Here is a 16,957-nt window from a genome sequence, read left to right on the forward strand (position 1 = left end):
CCCTTACTGTTAATTCATTTCTTTAATAGTAACGATTCTCAAAAGCAAGCGCATCACTATTTCATAGAATCTCCCGTTCCATTTCTAGCAACACCCAACCTTGTCAGTTAAGTTGCCTTTATTGCAACGACTTGTTCCTTGTTATTATCTCGCACATAGGAACTTTTCTTCTTAGAATCTTCGCCTCATTTGATAATCAATATCATTAGCAAATAAGTCATAAACAAGGGGATCGCAATGTCATGCTTTACTCGTAACGCTTTAACCAGCGCTGTTGCACTTGGGCTTGCTGCGGGAGCGGCCAATGCTCAGGAAAATACTCAGCTTAATAACATGGTTGTTACCGCCGCTGGGTATGAGCAGTCGCTGAATAGCGCCCCTGCGAGTATCTCTGTGGTAACGCGAGAAGAATTAGAGCAAAAGCAGTTTTCCAATATTGCCGAAGCAATCGCGGATGTACCGGGTGTCGATGTGCGTTCGGGCACCGGTAAAACCGGCGGTTATAACATCTCCATTCGCGGCATGCCGAGCGCTTATACACTGGTTTTGATCGATGGCCGTCGCCAGAATACCTCCGGCGATGTCACGCCCAATGGTTTTGGTGAGACTTCCACCAGCTTTATGCCCCCGCTCTCGGCCATTGAGCGCATCGAAGTTATTCGCGGCCCAATGTCGACGCTTTACGGGTCGGACGCCATGGGCGGCGTTATCAATATCATTACCCGGCGAGTCGGCACCGACTGGGCAGGCTCTGTCACGGTAGAGAACACCTTCCAACAGGATCGTGATGCAGGCAATGATTCAGCGATTAATCTCTATGCTTCCGGCCCACTAGTCGAAGACACCTTGGGCCTGCAGCTCCGTGGCCGGGTATATGATCGCGACAGCTCTGAGCGCATGGTGGAAAACAGCGTAGGGCGCGACCCGCGTCCCTCTGAAGCGCGCATCTACTCGATTGGCGGGCGCTTGAACCTTACGCCGGATGATACCAATGAACTTTGGCTGGATGCCGAGCGCTCCCGCCAGGTGTACGACAACTCAGATTGCCGCCTGGGCAGCCTGGATGGCTTAAACCGTAGCGACTGTGCCACACCCGAGCCGGGCACCACCTTCGGCTACGAAGATGAGCTTCGTTTTAACCGCGACCAAATTGCCGTAGGCCACACTGGCCGCTACGCAGCAGGTACCCTGGAGAGTAGCATTACTCACAATTTTACCGAATCGCTTGGGCGCACACTGCCTGCGGGCAACGCGCCTGACTATGGCTATATTGCCCAGGGAGGCGAACCCCGCCTTCTTGAAAACCGCGATATTGTGGTCGACAGCAAATTTGTTGCGCCGCTGGATGATCATATGGTGACCGTTGGCGGTCAGTATATTGATGCCGAGCTCAAAGACGGTTCAGCAGGTAACGAGAAATTCTCTCAAACAAGCTGGGCAATGTTCCTTGAGGATGAGTGGTTCCTGCGTAACGACTTGGCGCTGACACTGGGCGGACGCTACGAGCACCATGATGCCTTTGGCGGTCACTTTAGCCCACGCGGCTACCTGGTCTGGGAAACAACGGATAACTGGACACTCAAAGGTGGTATCAGCCAGGGTTACAAAACACCAACGCTCAACCAGCTCCACGACGGCATCAACGGCTTCACCAACCAGGGGCAGTCGATTAGTCTCGGATCTCCCAACCTTAAGCCTGAAAAAAGTACCAACTATGAGTTGGGCGCTATTTACGACAACCTCGATGGTTTCTCGGTAGGCGCCACGGCCTTCTTCACCCAGTTCCGTGACCGCATCGCCAATGGTGACGACCTGCCCAACTGCCAATTCATCGACTCTAATGGCAATCAGCCGTTTGCTAATGCCGCCAACTGTTTGAGCGTGGGTAATTTCACCGAGCAGGATAGCTTCGGCCAGTCGGTCAACGTTGACCGTGCGGAAACTCGCGGCGTTGAGCTGACCAGCAGCTATCAAATTGCGCCTGCCTGGGCCATCAGCGGTGGTTATACCTATACCGACACCGAGATCACATCTGGCAATAACGAAGGCCAGGCGCTTACCAATGCACCCAAGCACAAGCTGACCGCTGATCTTAATTGGGCAATTAACGATCGTTGGACGGCTGCCCTGGAAGGCGAGTACTACTCTTCGCGTGAGCGTTTTAGCAGCGGTGTAACCGGTTCATCAGCCGCTCTGGTCGATCAATTGGGGAATAACCTGAAAGGCTACACGCTGTTTAATCTACGCAGCTCCTATCAGGTTGCTGACAACGTTCGTTTGGCCGGCACCATTTATAATCTCTTTGATAAGGATTTCTCGGCCTACGATACCTATCAATACGACGGCGATACTTACGTTGCCTACCGCTACACTGAGACATACCGCTCCACTGATGGTGTTGCGCTGGATGGCCGCAGCTTCTGGGTCTCGGCAACGTATGACTTCTAAGCGAAGATAGTTTGTTCCAGAAGCTCGCGACGTTCCAGCTACTGTTTCGATACTGATTTAATGCCCCGGCCCAGCGCCGGGGCTTTTTTAGCATGTCTTATAAAAAAAGCGGCTACCTGCCGATAGCCGCTTCTACTTTTATATGCGCTATACGTGGTTAGAAAGAGACATTAAGCCCTAGCCAAAGGCGTCGGCCGTCATCAACGTAGCCATACTCCTCATACGTTATACGCTCATCAAACAAGTTATAAATGCCGGCACTGACTGTTGTGTTGCCATTAATCTGATAACCAAGACCTGTATCAACAAAGGTATAAGATGGTGCTACAGTCGAACCTTGAGAGGGGCCCGTGGTTGGCTGGCTCTCTTTGCCCCGGTACGTGACCTTGGTCCATTGACTTAGTTTGCTGTTCACTTGCCAGTCCAGTGAGGTCGATACCTGGTGGCGAGGCAGCTGCGTGAGCGGCTCACCCGCGTAATCGCCACTTTTTTGTTCGGAGTCGGTAAAGGTATAACTAGCGGTTAGTTCAAGTGCATCATTTAGCGGCGCTGTAAAACTGGCTTCTACCCCTCGAGTAATAGCTTCATCAACGTTAACCCGGTAAGTGGGGTTACTGCCAAACTGGTTAGGCTCATCGGCGCAGACACCGTCAGGGCAGGCAATACGGGTAATCTTATCGTCAAAATCGTTATGGAAAACCGTCAGACTGCCGCTCAAGCCCGCTTGATTGGCATACAGCAGCGCAATTTCTTTATTAAGCGATGTCTCAGGTTTTAAGTCAGGGTTTCCATAAACATCGCCACCGCGGCTGACCTGCCCCCAATTGGGAGTGATCTCACGTAAATTGGGTGACCGAAAACCGGTTGAAACGCCACCTTTTAGTGTCCAGGCAGATGTCATGTTCCATACACTATAAAGGCGTGGGCTAACATGGCTGCCGTACTTTTCATCGTCATCCATGCGCAGACCGCCGGTCAATGCCCACGTATCCGTGAGCATCCATTCATCTTCTACGAAGAGCGCCCACTGACTACCCTCAATCCTTGAGCGATCAGAAATCTGGTTGGTCGTGCTATCTTCAAGGGACTCCTCTTCATAGCTCGCCCCTACCGTTAGCATATGCATGCCTAGCGGAATAATGGCGCTGGCTTTTGCTGTCGTGTTCGTTATCTCTATATCGCGTGATTTATTTTCGCTCTGCTCGCGCTGAATGAAGGTTTCGCTGGTCCCCCAATTAAAGCGGCCGCTATGCGTCAAAGCCACATGCTGATTAGTATATTCGCCAATATTATCAGTACACCCACCTCGACAGCCCTCTGCGGGGGCCGAGCGCCCTACTAGCGAACGGCGCTCCTGCTCGGTAATACCGGCTTCAAAAGTAAAATCATGATTGCCATTGGCCGCTAAACTTAGCCGTGCCGTCAGGCTTTGCAGGCTTTTATCTTCGTAGCCATTAAGAATGTCATCTTCATCACGTTGAGAGGCGCGGCCATACAGTTGAAGCCCCAAACGATCTTCTATCAGCGGTCCACTCAAGTAAAAGTTTGCTTGACGACTATTCCCCGAGTCACTGCTTTCCTGCAAAACAGTATCAAGCTGCACATTACCGTGCCACTCACCTGCCACTTTACGTGTGATCACATTGATAACCCCGCCAATAGCATCCGAGCCGTAGAGCGTTGACATGGGTCCACGCACGACCTCAATTCGCTCGATAGCTTGTAATGGAGGTAGCCAATCCTGCTCGAAACCGGCCGAACCATTAGGGCGAGACTCGCGGGAATTCTGTGGTCGGCCATCTACCAGGATAAGCGTATATTGCGACGGCATACCGCGAATCGAGATATCACTTCCATTATCACCTGCTCCTCCCCCGGTTATAATAACGCCGGGCACATCACGCAACGCATCAGTGACATTTTGATAGTGTCCTCGCTCCAGCTGTTCGCGAGATAGCACACTAATCGAGGCAGGAGCATTAGTTACTTGCTGTTCGAACCCAGCGGCAGTCACGACCATATTATTCAGAGCTTCAGACTGCTGAGCCATGGCAGAGCCAACGGACAGCGAGGTGATAGCGGTTGCAAGTAACGTTCGATTGAATAGGCCAGGCATTTCGCTTCCCTTATTGAAAAAAACATCAATGTAAAATGATAATTATTAGCATTATCATTTTAGCTATTTTGTTCCTAAAAAGGGCGGTACGCTACGTTCATCAATACGCAACACAAATGCCAATTATTTTCATTCATGATATTGGCTGGCATAATAAATTTGATAAAGACCTCGGCGACCCCTTATGTACGACTTTGATGAACTCAATGCTTTTGCCAATGTAATGGCAACTGGAAGCCTGACGCGCAGTGCACAAGCCATGGGCTTGGCTAAATCGACGCTCAGCCGACGCATCAGTCAACTGGAAAATCGCCTTGATCAGCCGTTACTGCGCCGTCAGGCCAATCGTCTGATTCCCACAGAAGCTGGCCTGCTTTTTCATACCTACTGCCAGGAGCTTCTGGCGCTGGCAGCCAATAGTCAGGAGGCGCTGGCTGAACTCAAGGAGGAAATCAGCGGGCAGCTGACGCTCAAGGTGCATACGTCACTGACCAGAGGATGGGCGAGCGAGGTCATCAATGCTTTCGTACAGCGTTACCCCCATATTGAGTTAACGCTGCAAACACTTGAGGCACTGCCCACATCGCCGGATAGCCACTGTGTGCACGTCTGGCTTGGCGATCTAAGCGAGTGCGGTCTTCATCAGGAGCGGGTAGGTGAGTTCACGCGCGGCCTTTACACCAGCCCTCGCTACAGTAATGCCGCGTCGCTTCCTCAACACCCCAACGAGCTTTATCAACACGCCTGGGTCGATTTACTCGGCACCACTCAGGAGGGTTTGCAGTTAAATCATGTCGACGGGGAAAGCCTCGCCTTTCACCCTCCTCGCTCTCGCCTGCGGGTCGACCTGGCCCTACTACATATGGACGCCATCGCCCGGGGCCAAGGGGTTGGAGTATTGTCCCACTGGCTGGTTCAGCAGCGCGAACAGCACCACCCTGGCGAACTGATCGTGTGCCTGCCGGGATGGGCGCCACCGCCTCTACCCATCACGCTTCTTTATGCTTATGGTCATCAGCCGCGCCGTGTTCATGCGCTTCTGGATTTTCTACGCGCCAGCATACCAGCTGAGTGGAGGAAGGTGCAGGACAATTCTATAGGCCAATCGCTTGCCAGTTAGATGGCTAATTAACGACAATAGTCCGCCCTGTCTGCCAAGGATTATTGATGCTTGCTGAACTGTTTGCTGTGATGGCGCCCGTGCTTGCCGGGGCGGGGCTCGGTTTCTTATGGATCCGTTTAGGGCATCCATATCCTGTCGACTTCGTTACCCGCCTGGTTTTCAATATCGGCACGCCCTCACTTGTTTTAGCGTCATTAGCCGGTGCGGATATCGATGCCAACACCTTTGGCCGCACCATGCTGGCCACCGCGCTGGTGATCATCACGATGGGGATAGCGACCTTTGGCGTTGCCAAGCTGCTGAATCGGGATTGGCGAGTTCTATTGGCGCCCATGATGTATCCCAATACCGGCAATATGGGACTCCCCGTCGTACTTTATGCATTTGGTAGCGCCGGCTTTGCTTATGGCATCACGGCAATGATTACCGTATCGCTGTTTCAGTTCACCTTAGGCGCCGCCCTCAACAGCCGAGGCAACCCGCTTAAAACCCTCGTCAAAACGCCTACGGTGTATGCCATATTGATTTCTATGGCGCTGCTGCTGACCAATACATCACTACCGCCTTGGCTTACCAACACCGTGGGCCTCATGTCTGGTTTTACCGTGCCGTTGATGCTGATTACCCTTGGCGTTTCCCTTGCGAGCATTCAGGTAAAAAACCTGCGTTCAGGATTAGGATTTAGTCTGGTGCGCATTCCCTTGGCAGCTGGCGCCGCCTGGCTGATTGCAGGATGGCTTGGGCTTCCGCCGCTCGCGCAAAGTATCCTAGTAATCCAGATGTGCATGCCGGTAGCGGTATTCAACTACCTGTTTGCCCAGCGGGCACAGCGTGAGCCAGCCTATGTTGCAAGCCTGGTATTTTGCTCGACGCTGTTAGCCCTGTTTTACCTCCCACTTCTTCTGGCGCTACTCATGTAACGTTAAAGCGGAACCCTGCACAAAGGCGAAGAGTCACTGCTAGACTGGGGAATTCAGCAATCACCTTGCGGTTACCCCACCTCAAAGGGCTCTTTATGCATAATACAAACAAGGCTTACATAACGTTCCGCTGGCTAACGCTCGGGTTCACCGCGCTGTGCCTGGCGGCAGGTGCAGGCAACGCTCAGGCTGGGCCGGTGGGCGATGTGATCAAAACCGAGCATATTGATGTTACCCTTGAGCGAGTGGCAAAGGGCTTTGAACATCCGTGGGCAGTAGCGTTTCTACCGGATGGCCGTTACCTAGTCAGCGAGCGCAATGGTCAGTTGAATCTGGTGGAAGAGGATGGCCAATCACGGGTACTGGAGGGCATGCCCCGCGTGAATCATCACGGTCAGGGCGGTTTGCTGGATATTGTGCTACATCGTGATTTTGGAGACGGCAGCGGCGAGCACGACTGGATCTACTTCACCTGGAGCAAGCCAGACGATAGTGGCAGCCGCAGCGCGCTTTCCCGGGTGAAATGGCAAGGTGACGCGCTTGGCGATGTAGAGCATCTGTTTGAACAGGATCGCGCCTCCGGCCCTGGCCGCCATTACGGTTCGCGCATTGCTTGGTTAACCGATGGTACGCTGCTGATGAGTATTGGTGATCGAGGCTCTGATCCATCAAGAGCCCAGGCCAGCGATGATCATGCGGGTTCTACCGTGCGTTTGACCGAAACCGGCGATGTGCCCGACGATAATCCTTTTGTCGATGATGCTGGCACACTTGATGAAATATATACGCTGGGCAACCGCAATATTCAGGGGCTGGTGGTACGGCATAACGGCGATGCCTGGGCCTCGGAGCATGGGCCATTAACGGGTGATGAGCTTAATCTGCTTGAACCCGGCAATAACTATGGCTGGCCTGAAGTCACCCTGGGTAACGATTATGCTACCAACGAGCCCATTGGCGAAAACTCGTTGCCGGGCATGGCCGACCCTCATTATGACTTTGAGATTCGCTTTGCCCCCTCAGGGCTGGCAGAAGTCAGTGGAGACACCTTTGCCGCCTGGGAAGGCAACTTGCTGGCAGGCGGGCTGAGCAGTGAAATGCTGCTGCGCCTCACACTTGATGGCGACCAGGTGACGGAAAGCGAGCGCCTTCTTGAAGGGCAGATTGGGCGCATCCGCGATGTTCGCCAAGGGCCAGATGGAGCTATTTACTTGCTAACTGACGATAGCCAAGGCAGCCTCTACCGCTTGCTCCCTGCAGCACAACCTTAACATGTTTAATAATGGCGCCTTTCAATGATGAAACGCTTAACACCACCATGGATGCAGCATGCGACTTCGTAATTTAATTATCCTAACCGTGATCGTACCGCTGTTTGTTGTCCTGGTGGTGTTCAGTCTGGTGGCAATCAAGTCGCTGGAAGACAATGTCCGTTCCAAATTACAGACCGAAGTCGAAATTATCACTCGGGCGCTCAGCACCTCATTGAGCTATGCCGTCGCCCGGGACAGCCCTACCCCACTTGAAGAAGCACTTCAGTCGGCGTTTTCGTTTCATCGCATTTACGGGGCTTACGTGTTCGACCTGCAAGGGCGTGAGGTGTATGGGCTGGGCCTTGGCAAGGATCTCTTTACTGCCGAGGAGATACGCCAGGTGATTGAGCGTGATGACCTTTATAGTAACTACCGCCAACATGAAGGCTGGACCTACTACTCCGCGATTACGCCACTGCGCACGCAAGACGGTACCGTGCATGGCGTGCTTCAGGTTAACCGGCTGAATACCGGCATCGAAAATTACACCGGTTTTATTAGTGTGGTAGCGGTGCTTGTGTTTGTCATTGGTGCTGCTGGCATTGTGTTCAGCATCTGGTGGGGGTTCAGACGTTTCATAGAGCGCCCGCTTAACCGCTTGTTGCACGTTATGCTGCTAGTTGAAGATGGCGACCGAAGCCAGCGTGCTACCATAGAAGGTCCTGCCGAATATCGCCGGCTTGCCTCAGGTCTGAACGGCATGCTGGATGCCATGGCGGAAAAGGATCGCGATATCGAGGCGCGCCAAAACCGCGAGATGGAATTGGAAAAACGCCTGCGCAAGTCTAAAAAACTGGCCGAGCTAGGCGTTCTGGCCGCCGGAGTCGCCCACGAAATTGGCGCTCCGCTAACGGTCATCAATGGCCAGGCCCAGCGGCTGGCGCGTCGCGATGTTATAGGCGATGATGAACGGGCAAAGCTTGGGCGTATTCGCGGTGAAGTGGAGCGTATTGTGGAAATCGTCCGTCAACTGATGGAATTAGGCCGTCAGCACAATGTCGAAAAGGGCGAACTGGCATTAGATCAACTGATTCAAAATGCCAGTGACCTGGTGGAAGAGGAGCTGGAGCCACGAAATATTCGACTTGATATTGATCTTCCCTCTCCTACCCCCCATTTATTGGCCAATGGACAGCAAATTGTTCAGGTGCTTACTAACTTGTTGCGTAACGCCGCTCAAGCACCTGATGTAAGTCACGTTCGCGTGCGCGCACGAACAAATAACCATGAATTGACGCTTTATGTGGAAGATAACGGGCCAGGCATTCCTGTCGACAATCATCAGCATGTTTTTGACCCCTTTTTCACTACCAAGCCGGTGGGTCAAGGCAGCGGCCTGGGGCTCTCCATGGTGCACCGTATTATCAATGACCACGGCGGTACGATTGGCGTGTTTAACAGCGCTCTTGGCGGCGCTGGATTTGAAATCACGCTTCCCCTTACTGAAACCGCATCCGCTTGAGGACAACATTTGTGACCCATCAGGAACACCCTTTACCTTTGCTGGTAGTGGAAGACGATCCCGCTATACGAGAGCTTTTAGAAGAAGAGCTGAACGATGCGGGCTATCAGACGCTTGGTGTGCCCAGCGCTGAAGAGGCGATCGCCCTGCTAAGCCATACGCCTGTGGCCATGATGATTACCGATGTACGCCTGCCTGGGATGACCGGCATTCAGCTTTTACAGCAGGTTCGCCAAAGTGGCAGCGAGCTTGGAATCATTGTTATTACAGCCTTTGGTACTATCGATCAGGCGGTTGAAGCACTCAAGCTGGGTGCCAACGACTTCCTGACCAAACCGCTTGATCTGGATGCCATTCGCGAAGCGGTCTTTCGGGTACTGGAACGCCAGCGCCTATCACTTTCACACGATACGGAGCTTAGCCACTTTCATGGCATCGTGGGTAAAAGTGATGCCATGCAGTCGCTATTTCATGATGCTTCCCGCTTGGCTAAAAGCAATGCGCCCATTCTTATCCTGGGGGAAAGCGGTACCGGCAAGGAGCTTCTGGCACGCGCAATTCATCAGGAAAGTCCACGCCATGACGCTCCTTTCGTCCCCGTCAACTGTGCCAGCATCCCCGCTGACCTGATGGAAAGCGAGTTTTTTGGCCACGTGAAAGGCGCATTTACCGGAGCCAACGAAGCGCGTAAGGGTCTTTTTCAAACAGCTCAAGGTGGTAGCCTGTTTCTGGATGAAATTGGTGAAATGCCGATTAACCTGCAGGCTAAATTGCTGCGGGCGCTGCAGGAAAAAACCGTGCGCCCGGTGGGCGGTGAGCGCGAAGAAACCGTCGATGTGCGTATTATTGCCGCGACCCACCGCAACCTGGATAAAGAAATCGAACAGGAAAGCTTTCGTAGCGACCTGTTCTACCGCCTGGAAACTTTCTCGCTTCGAATTCCGCCTTTGCGCGAACGGGGCAGCGATATTGAACATCTGATTTTTGCCCTGATTGATAAACACTCAGAGGCACAGAATAAACAGATTGAGCAGATCGAGCCCGATGCACTCAACAGCCTGCTTCACTACTCTTATCCTGGCAACGTGCGCGAACTGGAAAATGCCATCATGCGCGCAGTCACACTAAGCGAAGAGGGTATTTTACAGTACCAGGATTTACCCGAGCGGCTGCGTGAACACTCTCCTCAGGACGCTGGCGTTGAAATTACGCCAACCTTGAACGGTGAAATACTGCCCGGCACTCAGTTACCCGCGCCTGCTCCTACCCGTTGGCCAAGCCTCGAGGAGGTGGAAAAGCGCTATATTCGTAAAGTTCTGGAAGCCACGGGTGGAAATAAACGCCGTACAGCGGAGTTGCTGGGAATAGCGCGAAGAACACTATACCGTCGGCTTGAAGACAGCGAAGAGTAAGTGAACCAACCCATTTAAAAAGCCAGATCAGCAATCGCTCATCTGGCCTTCACATAATAGATTAGGTGCCATCTTCCGTTGGCGGTATACCATTGTTATCGTCATTAGCCATCGGCCCCTGATTTAGCGGCTCTTCAGGCTCAGGCTGAGCATTCTCATTCGGGGGATCATCTTCTCCGCAGCCTACCAGTAGAACCGTACTAAAGGCACAGATGAAGGCCAATAATAGTGCCTTGATGCGATATTTATTCAGTATCACCATGCCGCTCTCCTTTGCTTATCATAGTGGATATGAGTATTTACCCCTATCAACATAGCCAAGCTCCCTGGCGATGCAAGGCGCTGGCCGATATTAGGCAAATAAGAAATCAAAGATAAAAAAACCCCCGCAGGCGCGGGGGGAAGGATGATAAACCGTGTGGAGCAGCCGCAGGGAACGAACAGCTGAAGCGGCTTATCATCGTAGGGATCGGTAGGTGGTTACTGGCCGCTGGTTAGCTCGTCATCATTTTCTTCATTGGCACCTGGCATCGGGTCCGTACCTTCGCCAAACCCGGGCTCTTCGTTCACGGGGTTAGTACGAGCCTCGTCTGAAGGCTGAATAGACTCTTGAGGAACAGGTGCATCATCTGCTGTTGAGCCTGCTTGGCCTGTAGAGGACGTACCGGCAGGTTCCTGAGTTACTGTGCCATCTGCCTCGGGCGACGTATTAGCACCTTGCTCCATAGATTCAGGCTGCTGCGCGGGGGGCATCTCTTCATCGCCATTATCACCACAACCTGCAAGGAGAAGAACGCTTGCAGCCGTAGCTGCCATGCACAGTGAAAGTATACGCGGGCGTTTCATTTTTACGTTTACATGCTTATCCATAAATTCTGCCTCCATGACGTCCTGTGCAAATATCCTGAACTGTTCCCTATACATTGCATGCATCACACCAAATACCAAAATAACTCAACAAAACAAACACAAATCAAAAACTTACTTTAAAAATAATAATGCTGAATAAGCTTTAATACTGGGTAAAAAATGGCACATGTGGCATTTATTGGCAGCGTTGAAAGGAGCGTTGTGACACAGACGAAGCATTTATGTATAATATTTTCTAATAGTTAAATAACAAAAATATATTTTTTATTTATGAGCGCTTTGTGTGGCTGTTTTTTATAGGTAGAAATTGGGTAAGGGAAAGCAACAACACAAAGTGCCTACTACTAATAAAAGGCATAGCCAATGGATGAACAGCGTCCTGTTAAAATCAAAGTACGCGGCTTGAGTAAGGTATTTGGCAAACAGCCAAAAAAAGCCTTGGCATTACGTGATCAAGGATTGAACCGCTCTGATATTCTGGAAAAAACAGGTCAGACTTTGGGCCTTTCTAATATCTCCTTCGATGTCTATGAAGGTGAGCTGCTGGTTATCATGGGACTTTCGGGCTCGGGTAAATCTACCCTGATTCGTTGCCTCAACCGCCTAATTGATACCACGGAAGGCGAAATCATTATTGATGGCGAGAATATTCCTACGCTAGGCGAAAAGGCTTTATTAGCATGCCGCCGTCGACATTTCTCCATGGTATTTCAAAACTTTGCCCTCTTTCCCCATCGCACGGTACAGGAAAATGCCGAGTTTGGTCTGGAGATCCGAGGTATCGCCAAAACAGAGCGCAAGCAGATCGCCCATACCGCTCTTAAACAGGTGGGCCTTGAAGGCTGGGAGGATGCTTATCCTAATCAGCTCTCTGGTGGTATGCAGCAACGCGTTGGGTTGGCGCGGGCACTCGCCAATGATGCAAGCGTACTGTTGATGGACGAAGCCTTTTCGGCACTTGACCCTTTGATTCGTAAGGATATGCAGCAGGAGCTTTTGCAGCTTCAAACCAGAATGCAGAAAACAACTGTCTTTATTACCCACGATTTAGACGAAGCCCTTAATATCGGTGACCGCATCGTGCTGCTTAAAGATGGCGAAGTGGTTCAAATAGGCACTCCGGAAGAAATCCTCACTCAGCCAGCCGATGACTATGTCCGCCGCTTTATCGAAAGTGTTGACCGCTCACGGGTGTTAACCGCCGCAAGCGCCATGCGCCCACTGCGCACCACAGCACGAGACAGCGACGGCCCGCGTACCGCGCTGCATCGAATGCGCGATCACGCGCTTGACTCCATCTACGTAACTGACCGTGACCGTCAATTGCTTGGCCTGCTTGAGGCGGAAGCCGCCAACACCGCCATCCAAGAAGGGGCTGAAAGTATTTCTGGCTACCTGACCCAGGACTTTCGCAAAGTGCCACCTGATGAGCCCTTGCATCACCTGTTTGCCATGTTTAGTGAAAAGAGCTTTCCCATTGCCGTTATAGACGAACAGCACCGGCTGCAGGGCGTTGTGGTGAAAGGTGCCGTACTGGATGAACTGGCCAAAGCAGGAGAGCAGTAATGGAAATCCCTCATCTTCCCCTGGGCAGTTGGATCGAAACCGGCCTTAACTGGTTAACCAGCGAGTATTCGGTTGTTACTCGGGGTATTTCGCGCTTTACCCAAACCGGTATTAACAGCTTGAACGATGGTTTGATGTGGCTGCCGGAATGGGCGCTTCTAGCCCTTATCGCCCTGCTTTGCTGGAAACTTGCTGGCCCCCGGCTTGCCATTGGCGGCGCGGCAGGCCTGGCCCTAATCTGGAACATGGGCCTTTGGAACCCGATGATCGAAACCTTGACCTTAGTGGTCATTGCAACGCTGGTAGCAATCATTATCGCACTTCCCGTTGGCATTGCAGCCGCGCTGTCAGAACGCCTTTACCGGGTGATCATGCCAGTCCTCGATTTTATGCAGACCATGCCCGCGTTCGTTTATCTAATACCCGCCATTCCGTTTTTTGGCATTGGTTCAGTATCGGCCATTTTTGCCACGGTAATATTCTCAATGCCGCCCGCCATCCGCTTCACGACGTTGGGTATTCGCCAAGTGCCTATTGAGCTGATCGAGGCCGCCGACTCCTACGGTGCCACCCGTAGTCAGAAGCTATTTAAAGTGCAGTTACCGCTTTCGCTACCGACGGTAATGGCAGGTATCAACCAGACCATCATGCTGGCCCTCTCCATGGTGGTCATTGCCGCCATGATCGGCGCGGATGGTTTAGGCAGCGAAGTATGGCGTGCCATCCAGCGCCTTCGCCCCGGCGACGGTTTTGAGGCAGGTATTGCGGTCGTTATCCTGGCCATGTTACTGGATCGTTTGACCCAGTCGTTTCGCAGAACATCAAAATAGGTTGATCACAACCTCCAGAGCACCATGAGCGTTGAGTCAAGAGCACAATTAGCCTACTTGACTTGATGGGATTGATTTTCACGACCATGCTGAAATCGCCTAACATAATTTTTATCAAGGCGATGATTACAAAAGGGAGCAAGTGAATGAAAAAGCATATTTTGAATCGCCGTATCCGTTTGGCCTCTGCACTACTTATTGCAGGATCTGGCTTGGCCATCAGCGGGGCTACTCAGGCACAGGATCAGGGCACGGTTAACCTGGCGTATGTCGAGTGGTCATCAGAAGTGGCTTCCACCAACGTTATTGCCGCGGTGCTTGAGCAAGCCGGCTTTGACGTGGAAATGACTTCTCTGTCGGCGGCTGCCATGTTCCAGGCACTCTCAACAGGCGACGCTGATGCCATCGTGGCGGCATGGTTACCCACTACCCATGCTGAATACATGGAGCGTATTGGTGACCAGGTTGAGGATTTAGGCCCCAACCTTGACGGCACAAAGCTCGGCCTTGTCGTTCCCTCCTATACAGACGTTGACTCGATTGCCGACCTTAACGACAACGCTGATTTATTCAATAGCGAGATTATCGGTATCGACCCCGGTGCTGGCCTGATGGGGCTGACCGAAGAAGTCGTGAATACCTATGATCTTGATCTTCGCTTACGTAGCGGCAGTGACGCCACCATGGTAGCCGCACTTAGCAATGCTATTAATAACGAAGAAGATATTGTGGTCACTAGTTGGACGCCACATTGGATGTTCGCCCGTTGGGATCTTAAATATCTGGACGACCCTGAGAATGTATTTGGTGGTGCCGAACAGATCCATACCGTGGTACGTGACGGTTTCGAAGACGACATGCCGAAAGCTTATGCAATTCTTGAGGCATTTGAATGGACTCCTGAGCAAATGGGCGAAGTCATGCTTAAGAATCAGGAAGATGGCAGTGACCCCTATGAAAATGCCAAGCAGTGGGTAGAAGACAATCAGGAGGTTGTTGAACAGTGGCTAAATAGCTAACCGCTCCATTACAGCGTGCCGGTCTCAGTAAATGCTGTGGCCGGCACGTTTGTTTTTTTAAAATAAATTCTACAAAAATTAACCTCATAACCCAGAAATACAACGTTCGTTAATATATAGTTAAACAAACGCAACACGCTACTCTCGCGCGTGTTGTTTAATCAAATGGAGAGGCACTCGTGGATAAGTCAGAACCTAATCATTCCCCGGATGAGCCGGTCTCAGAGGGCATTCCTGCCCCTGAAGGAGCAGCAAATCTCATCGATACCGATTACGTTATCGGCCAAGATAACATCACTGCCAATCGCATGGGGGTTAGCGTAGATCTCCATGGCAAGGTCTTCACGATTTCTGCTCTGGTAGTGACTCTATTTGTTGTGCTGACTCTGGCACTCCAAGACACGATCAGCCCCATCTATGATGCCATTTTCAGCTTCTTAACCGGCAACCTTTCCTGGTTCTTTATGCTGGCCGCCAATATCTTCGTGATTTTATGTATTGGTTTGATTCTCTCCCCGCTTGGAAAAGTAAGGCTTGGGGGCGCTGATGCGACACCGGATTACACCTACTCAGGCTGGTTTTCAATGCTGTTCGCCGCAGGTATGGGCATCGGCTTGATGTTCTATGGTGTAAACGAGCCATTAACGCATTTTGGTACGTCCCTTGCCGGTGGCCCTGACGCGCCACTGATGGGAGCTGCAGGCGATGAGTCCGCTGCTGCCGCACTTGGCATGGCCGCGACTATTTACCATTGGGGTCTGCACCCCTGGGCGATCTACGCCATTGTGGGTCTTTCGCTGGCACTGTTTTCCTTCAATAAAGGGCTTCCCCTTTCCATGCGCTCAGTGTTTTACCCGATTTTGGGTGAGCGTGTATGGGGCTGGCCGGGTCATGTGATTGATATTCTGGCCGTCTTTGCTTCGCTTTTCGGTCTGGCTACGTCGCTAGGGTTGGGTGCGGCTCAGGCGGCTGCCGGGTTAAGCCACCTGTTTGGCGCGCCGGAAAGCGATGTCACCATGGTGCTGCTTATCATCGGTATTACCATCATTGCTATCGCATCGGTTATTGCCGGTGTCGATAAAGGCGTTCAGCTGCTTTCCAAGATCAATATTGCGCTTGCCGCTGCGCTGTTGTTCTTTATCGTCGGCGTTGGCCCTACCCTGCTGATCGCAACTGGCTTTTTTGAAAACCTCTTCCATTACTTTGTTAACCTACCCGCACTATCCAATCCCTTTGGTCGTGAAGATATTGGCTTCACCCAAGGCTGGACAGCCTTCTACTGGGCGTGGTGGATCTCCTGGTCTCCGTATGTAGGCATGTTTATCGCCCGCGTTTCACGCGGCCGTACGGTTCGTGAGTTCCTGGTTTCCGTTCTGATTATTCCGGTGCTGGTTTCCGTACTTTGGATGACCACGTTCGGTGGCACTGCCATTGATCAATACGTAAGCCAGGGCATTGAATCTGTCCGCGACGCTAATATGGATCTGCAGCTGTTTATCATGCTTCAACAGCTACCGCTTTCTCAGATCACCTCGTTTATCGGTATTGTGCTGGTCGTGGTTTTCTTTGTGACCTCGTCAGACTCGGGTTCACTGGTGATCGACTCTATCACCGCTGGTGGCAAGGTCGATGCACCCAAGCCGCAGCGGGTGTTCTGGGCCATTATCGAAGGGGCTATCGCTATCGCTCTACTGCTGGGTGGCGGCTTGACGGCCCTGCAAACCATGGCGGTTTCCACCGGTCTGCCCTTTACCGTCATCCTATTGGTCGCCTGCTATGCGATTATTAAAGGTTTGATGAGCGAGCCAAGGTCCGCATAACCCTTGTCAGCTTGCACTCAATCAACGGGCAGCCAATTGGCTGTCCGTTTTTTATGGC

General features: G+C 52.0%; 13 protein-coding genes. 10 read left to right on the forward strand and 3 right to left on the reverse strand.

What is annotated here, in order from left to right; genetic code table 11:
* Positions 1 to 237: 237 nt before the first annotated feature.
* Positions 238 to 2,448, forward strand: a complete 2,211-nt coding sequence (locus ELY38_RS04510) for a TonB-dependent receptor domain-containing protein (RefSeq protein WP_127060306.1) — start codon at positions 238 to 240, stop codon at positions 2,446 to 2,448.
* Positions 2,449 to 2,605: 157 nt separating this feature from the next.
* Here ELY38_RS04510 and ELY38_RS04515 read toward each other — a convergent pair whose 3' ends face one another.
* Positions 2,606 to 4,564, reverse strand: a complete 1,959-nt coding sequence (locus tag ELY38_RS04515; RefSeq protein ID WP_127060307.1) for a ligand-gated channel protein — start codon at positions 4,562 to 4,564, stop codon at positions 2,606 to 2,608.
* 184 nt (positions 4,565 to 4,748) lie between these two features.
* Between ELY38_RS04515 and ELY38_RS04520 the strand changes: the two genes are divergently transcribed.
* The 5 genes from ELY38_RS04520 (at position 4,749) to ELY38_RS04540 (ending at position 10,794) form a co-directional block, all read left to right on the forward strand.
* Positions 4,749 to 5,684, forward strand: coding sequence for a LysR family transcriptional regulator (locus ELY38_RS04520; RefSeq protein WP_127060308.1), 936 nt, complete (start codon positions 4,749 to 4,751; stop codon positions 5,682 to 5,684).
* Positions 5,685 to 5,731: 47 nt separating this feature from the next.
* Entirely contained in the window at positions 5,732 to 6,607 is an 876-nt protein-coding gene (locus tag ELY38_RS04525) for an AEC family transporter (protein ID WP_127060309.1), read from the forward strand.
* A gap of 95 nt (positions 6,608 to 6,702) precedes the next feature.
* A complete protein-coding gene (locus ELY38_RS04530) occupies positions 6,703 to 7,878 on the forward strand; it encodes a PQQ-dependent sugar dehydrogenase (protein WP_127060310.1) in 1,176 nt (391 codons plus the stop codon).
* A 58-nt stretch (positions 7,879 to 7,936) separates the two neighbouring features.
* A complete protein-coding gene (locus ELY38_RS04535; RefSeq protein WP_127060311.1) occupies positions 7,937 to 9,382 on the forward strand; it encodes a sensor histidine kinase in 1,446 nt (481 codons plus the stop codon).
* 11 nt (positions 9,383 to 9,393) lie between these two features.
* Positions 9,394 to 10,794, forward strand: coding sequence for a sigma-54-dependent transcriptional regulator (locus tag ELY38_RS04540; protein WP_127060312.1), 1,401 nt, complete (start codon positions 9,394 to 9,396; stop codon positions 10,792 to 10,794).
* Between the two features lie 61 nt (positions 10,795 to 10,855).
* Here ELY38_RS04540 and ELY38_RS04545 read toward each other — a convergent pair whose 3' ends face one another.
* Positions 10,856 to 11,056, reverse strand: coding sequence for a hypothetical protein (locus ELY38_RS04545; protein WP_127060313.1), 201 nt, complete (start codon positions 11,054 to 11,056; stop codon positions 10,856 to 10,858).
* A 218-nt stretch (positions 11,057 to 11,274) separates the two neighbouring features.
* Positions 11,275 to 11,664: an LptM family lipoprotein gene (locus ELY38_RS04550; protein ID WP_127060314.1), complete on the reverse strand. Its 390-nt coding sequence runs from the start codon at positions 11,662 to 11,664 to the stop codon at positions 11,275 to 11,277.
* 363 nt (positions 11,665 to 12,027) lie between these two features.
* Here ELY38_RS04550 and ELY38_RS04555 point away from each other — a divergent pair, with 363 nt between their 5' ends.
* The 4 genes from ELY38_RS04555 to ELY38_RS04570 all read left to right on the forward strand — a co-directional run bounded on the left by ELY38_RS04555 (position 12,028) and on the right by ELY38_RS04570 (position 16,899).
* Positions 12,028 to 13,230, forward strand: a complete 1,203-nt coding sequence (locus ELY38_RS04555) for a quaternary amine ABC transporter ATP-binding protein (RefSeq protein ID WP_127060315.1) — start codon at positions 12,028 to 12,030, stop codon at positions 13,228 to 13,230.
* Positions 13,230 to 14,060, forward strand: a complete 831-nt coding sequence (locus tag ELY38_RS04560) for an ABC transporter permease (protein WP_127060316.1) — start codon at positions 13,230 to 13,232, stop codon at positions 14,058 to 14,060. The genes ELY38_RS04555 and ELY38_RS04560 overlap by 1 nt, the downstream gene beginning before the upstream one ends.
* A 146-nt stretch (positions 14,061 to 14,206) precedes the next feature.
* Entirely contained in the window at positions 14,207 to 15,079 is an 873-nt protein-coding gene (locus tag ELY38_RS04565) for a glycine betaine ABC transporter substrate-binding protein (RefSeq protein WP_127060317.1), read from the forward strand.
* A 179-nt stretch (positions 15,080 to 15,258) separates the two neighbouring features.
* On the forward strand, positions 15,259 to 16,899 hold the full coding sequence (locus tag ELY38_RS04570; RefSeq protein WP_127060318.1) for a BCCT family transporter: 1,641 nt from the start codon (positions 15,259 to 15,261) through the stop codon (positions 16,897 to 16,899).
* The last annotated feature ends 58 nt before the right edge of the window (positions 16,900 to 16,957 follow it).

Source organism: Vreelandella nanhaiensis, assembly GCF_003990185.1.
In the GTDB taxonomy this organism is placed as follows: Bacteria; Pseudomonadota; Gammaproteobacteria; order Pseudomonadales; family Halomonadaceae; genus Vreelandella; species Vreelandella nanhaiensis.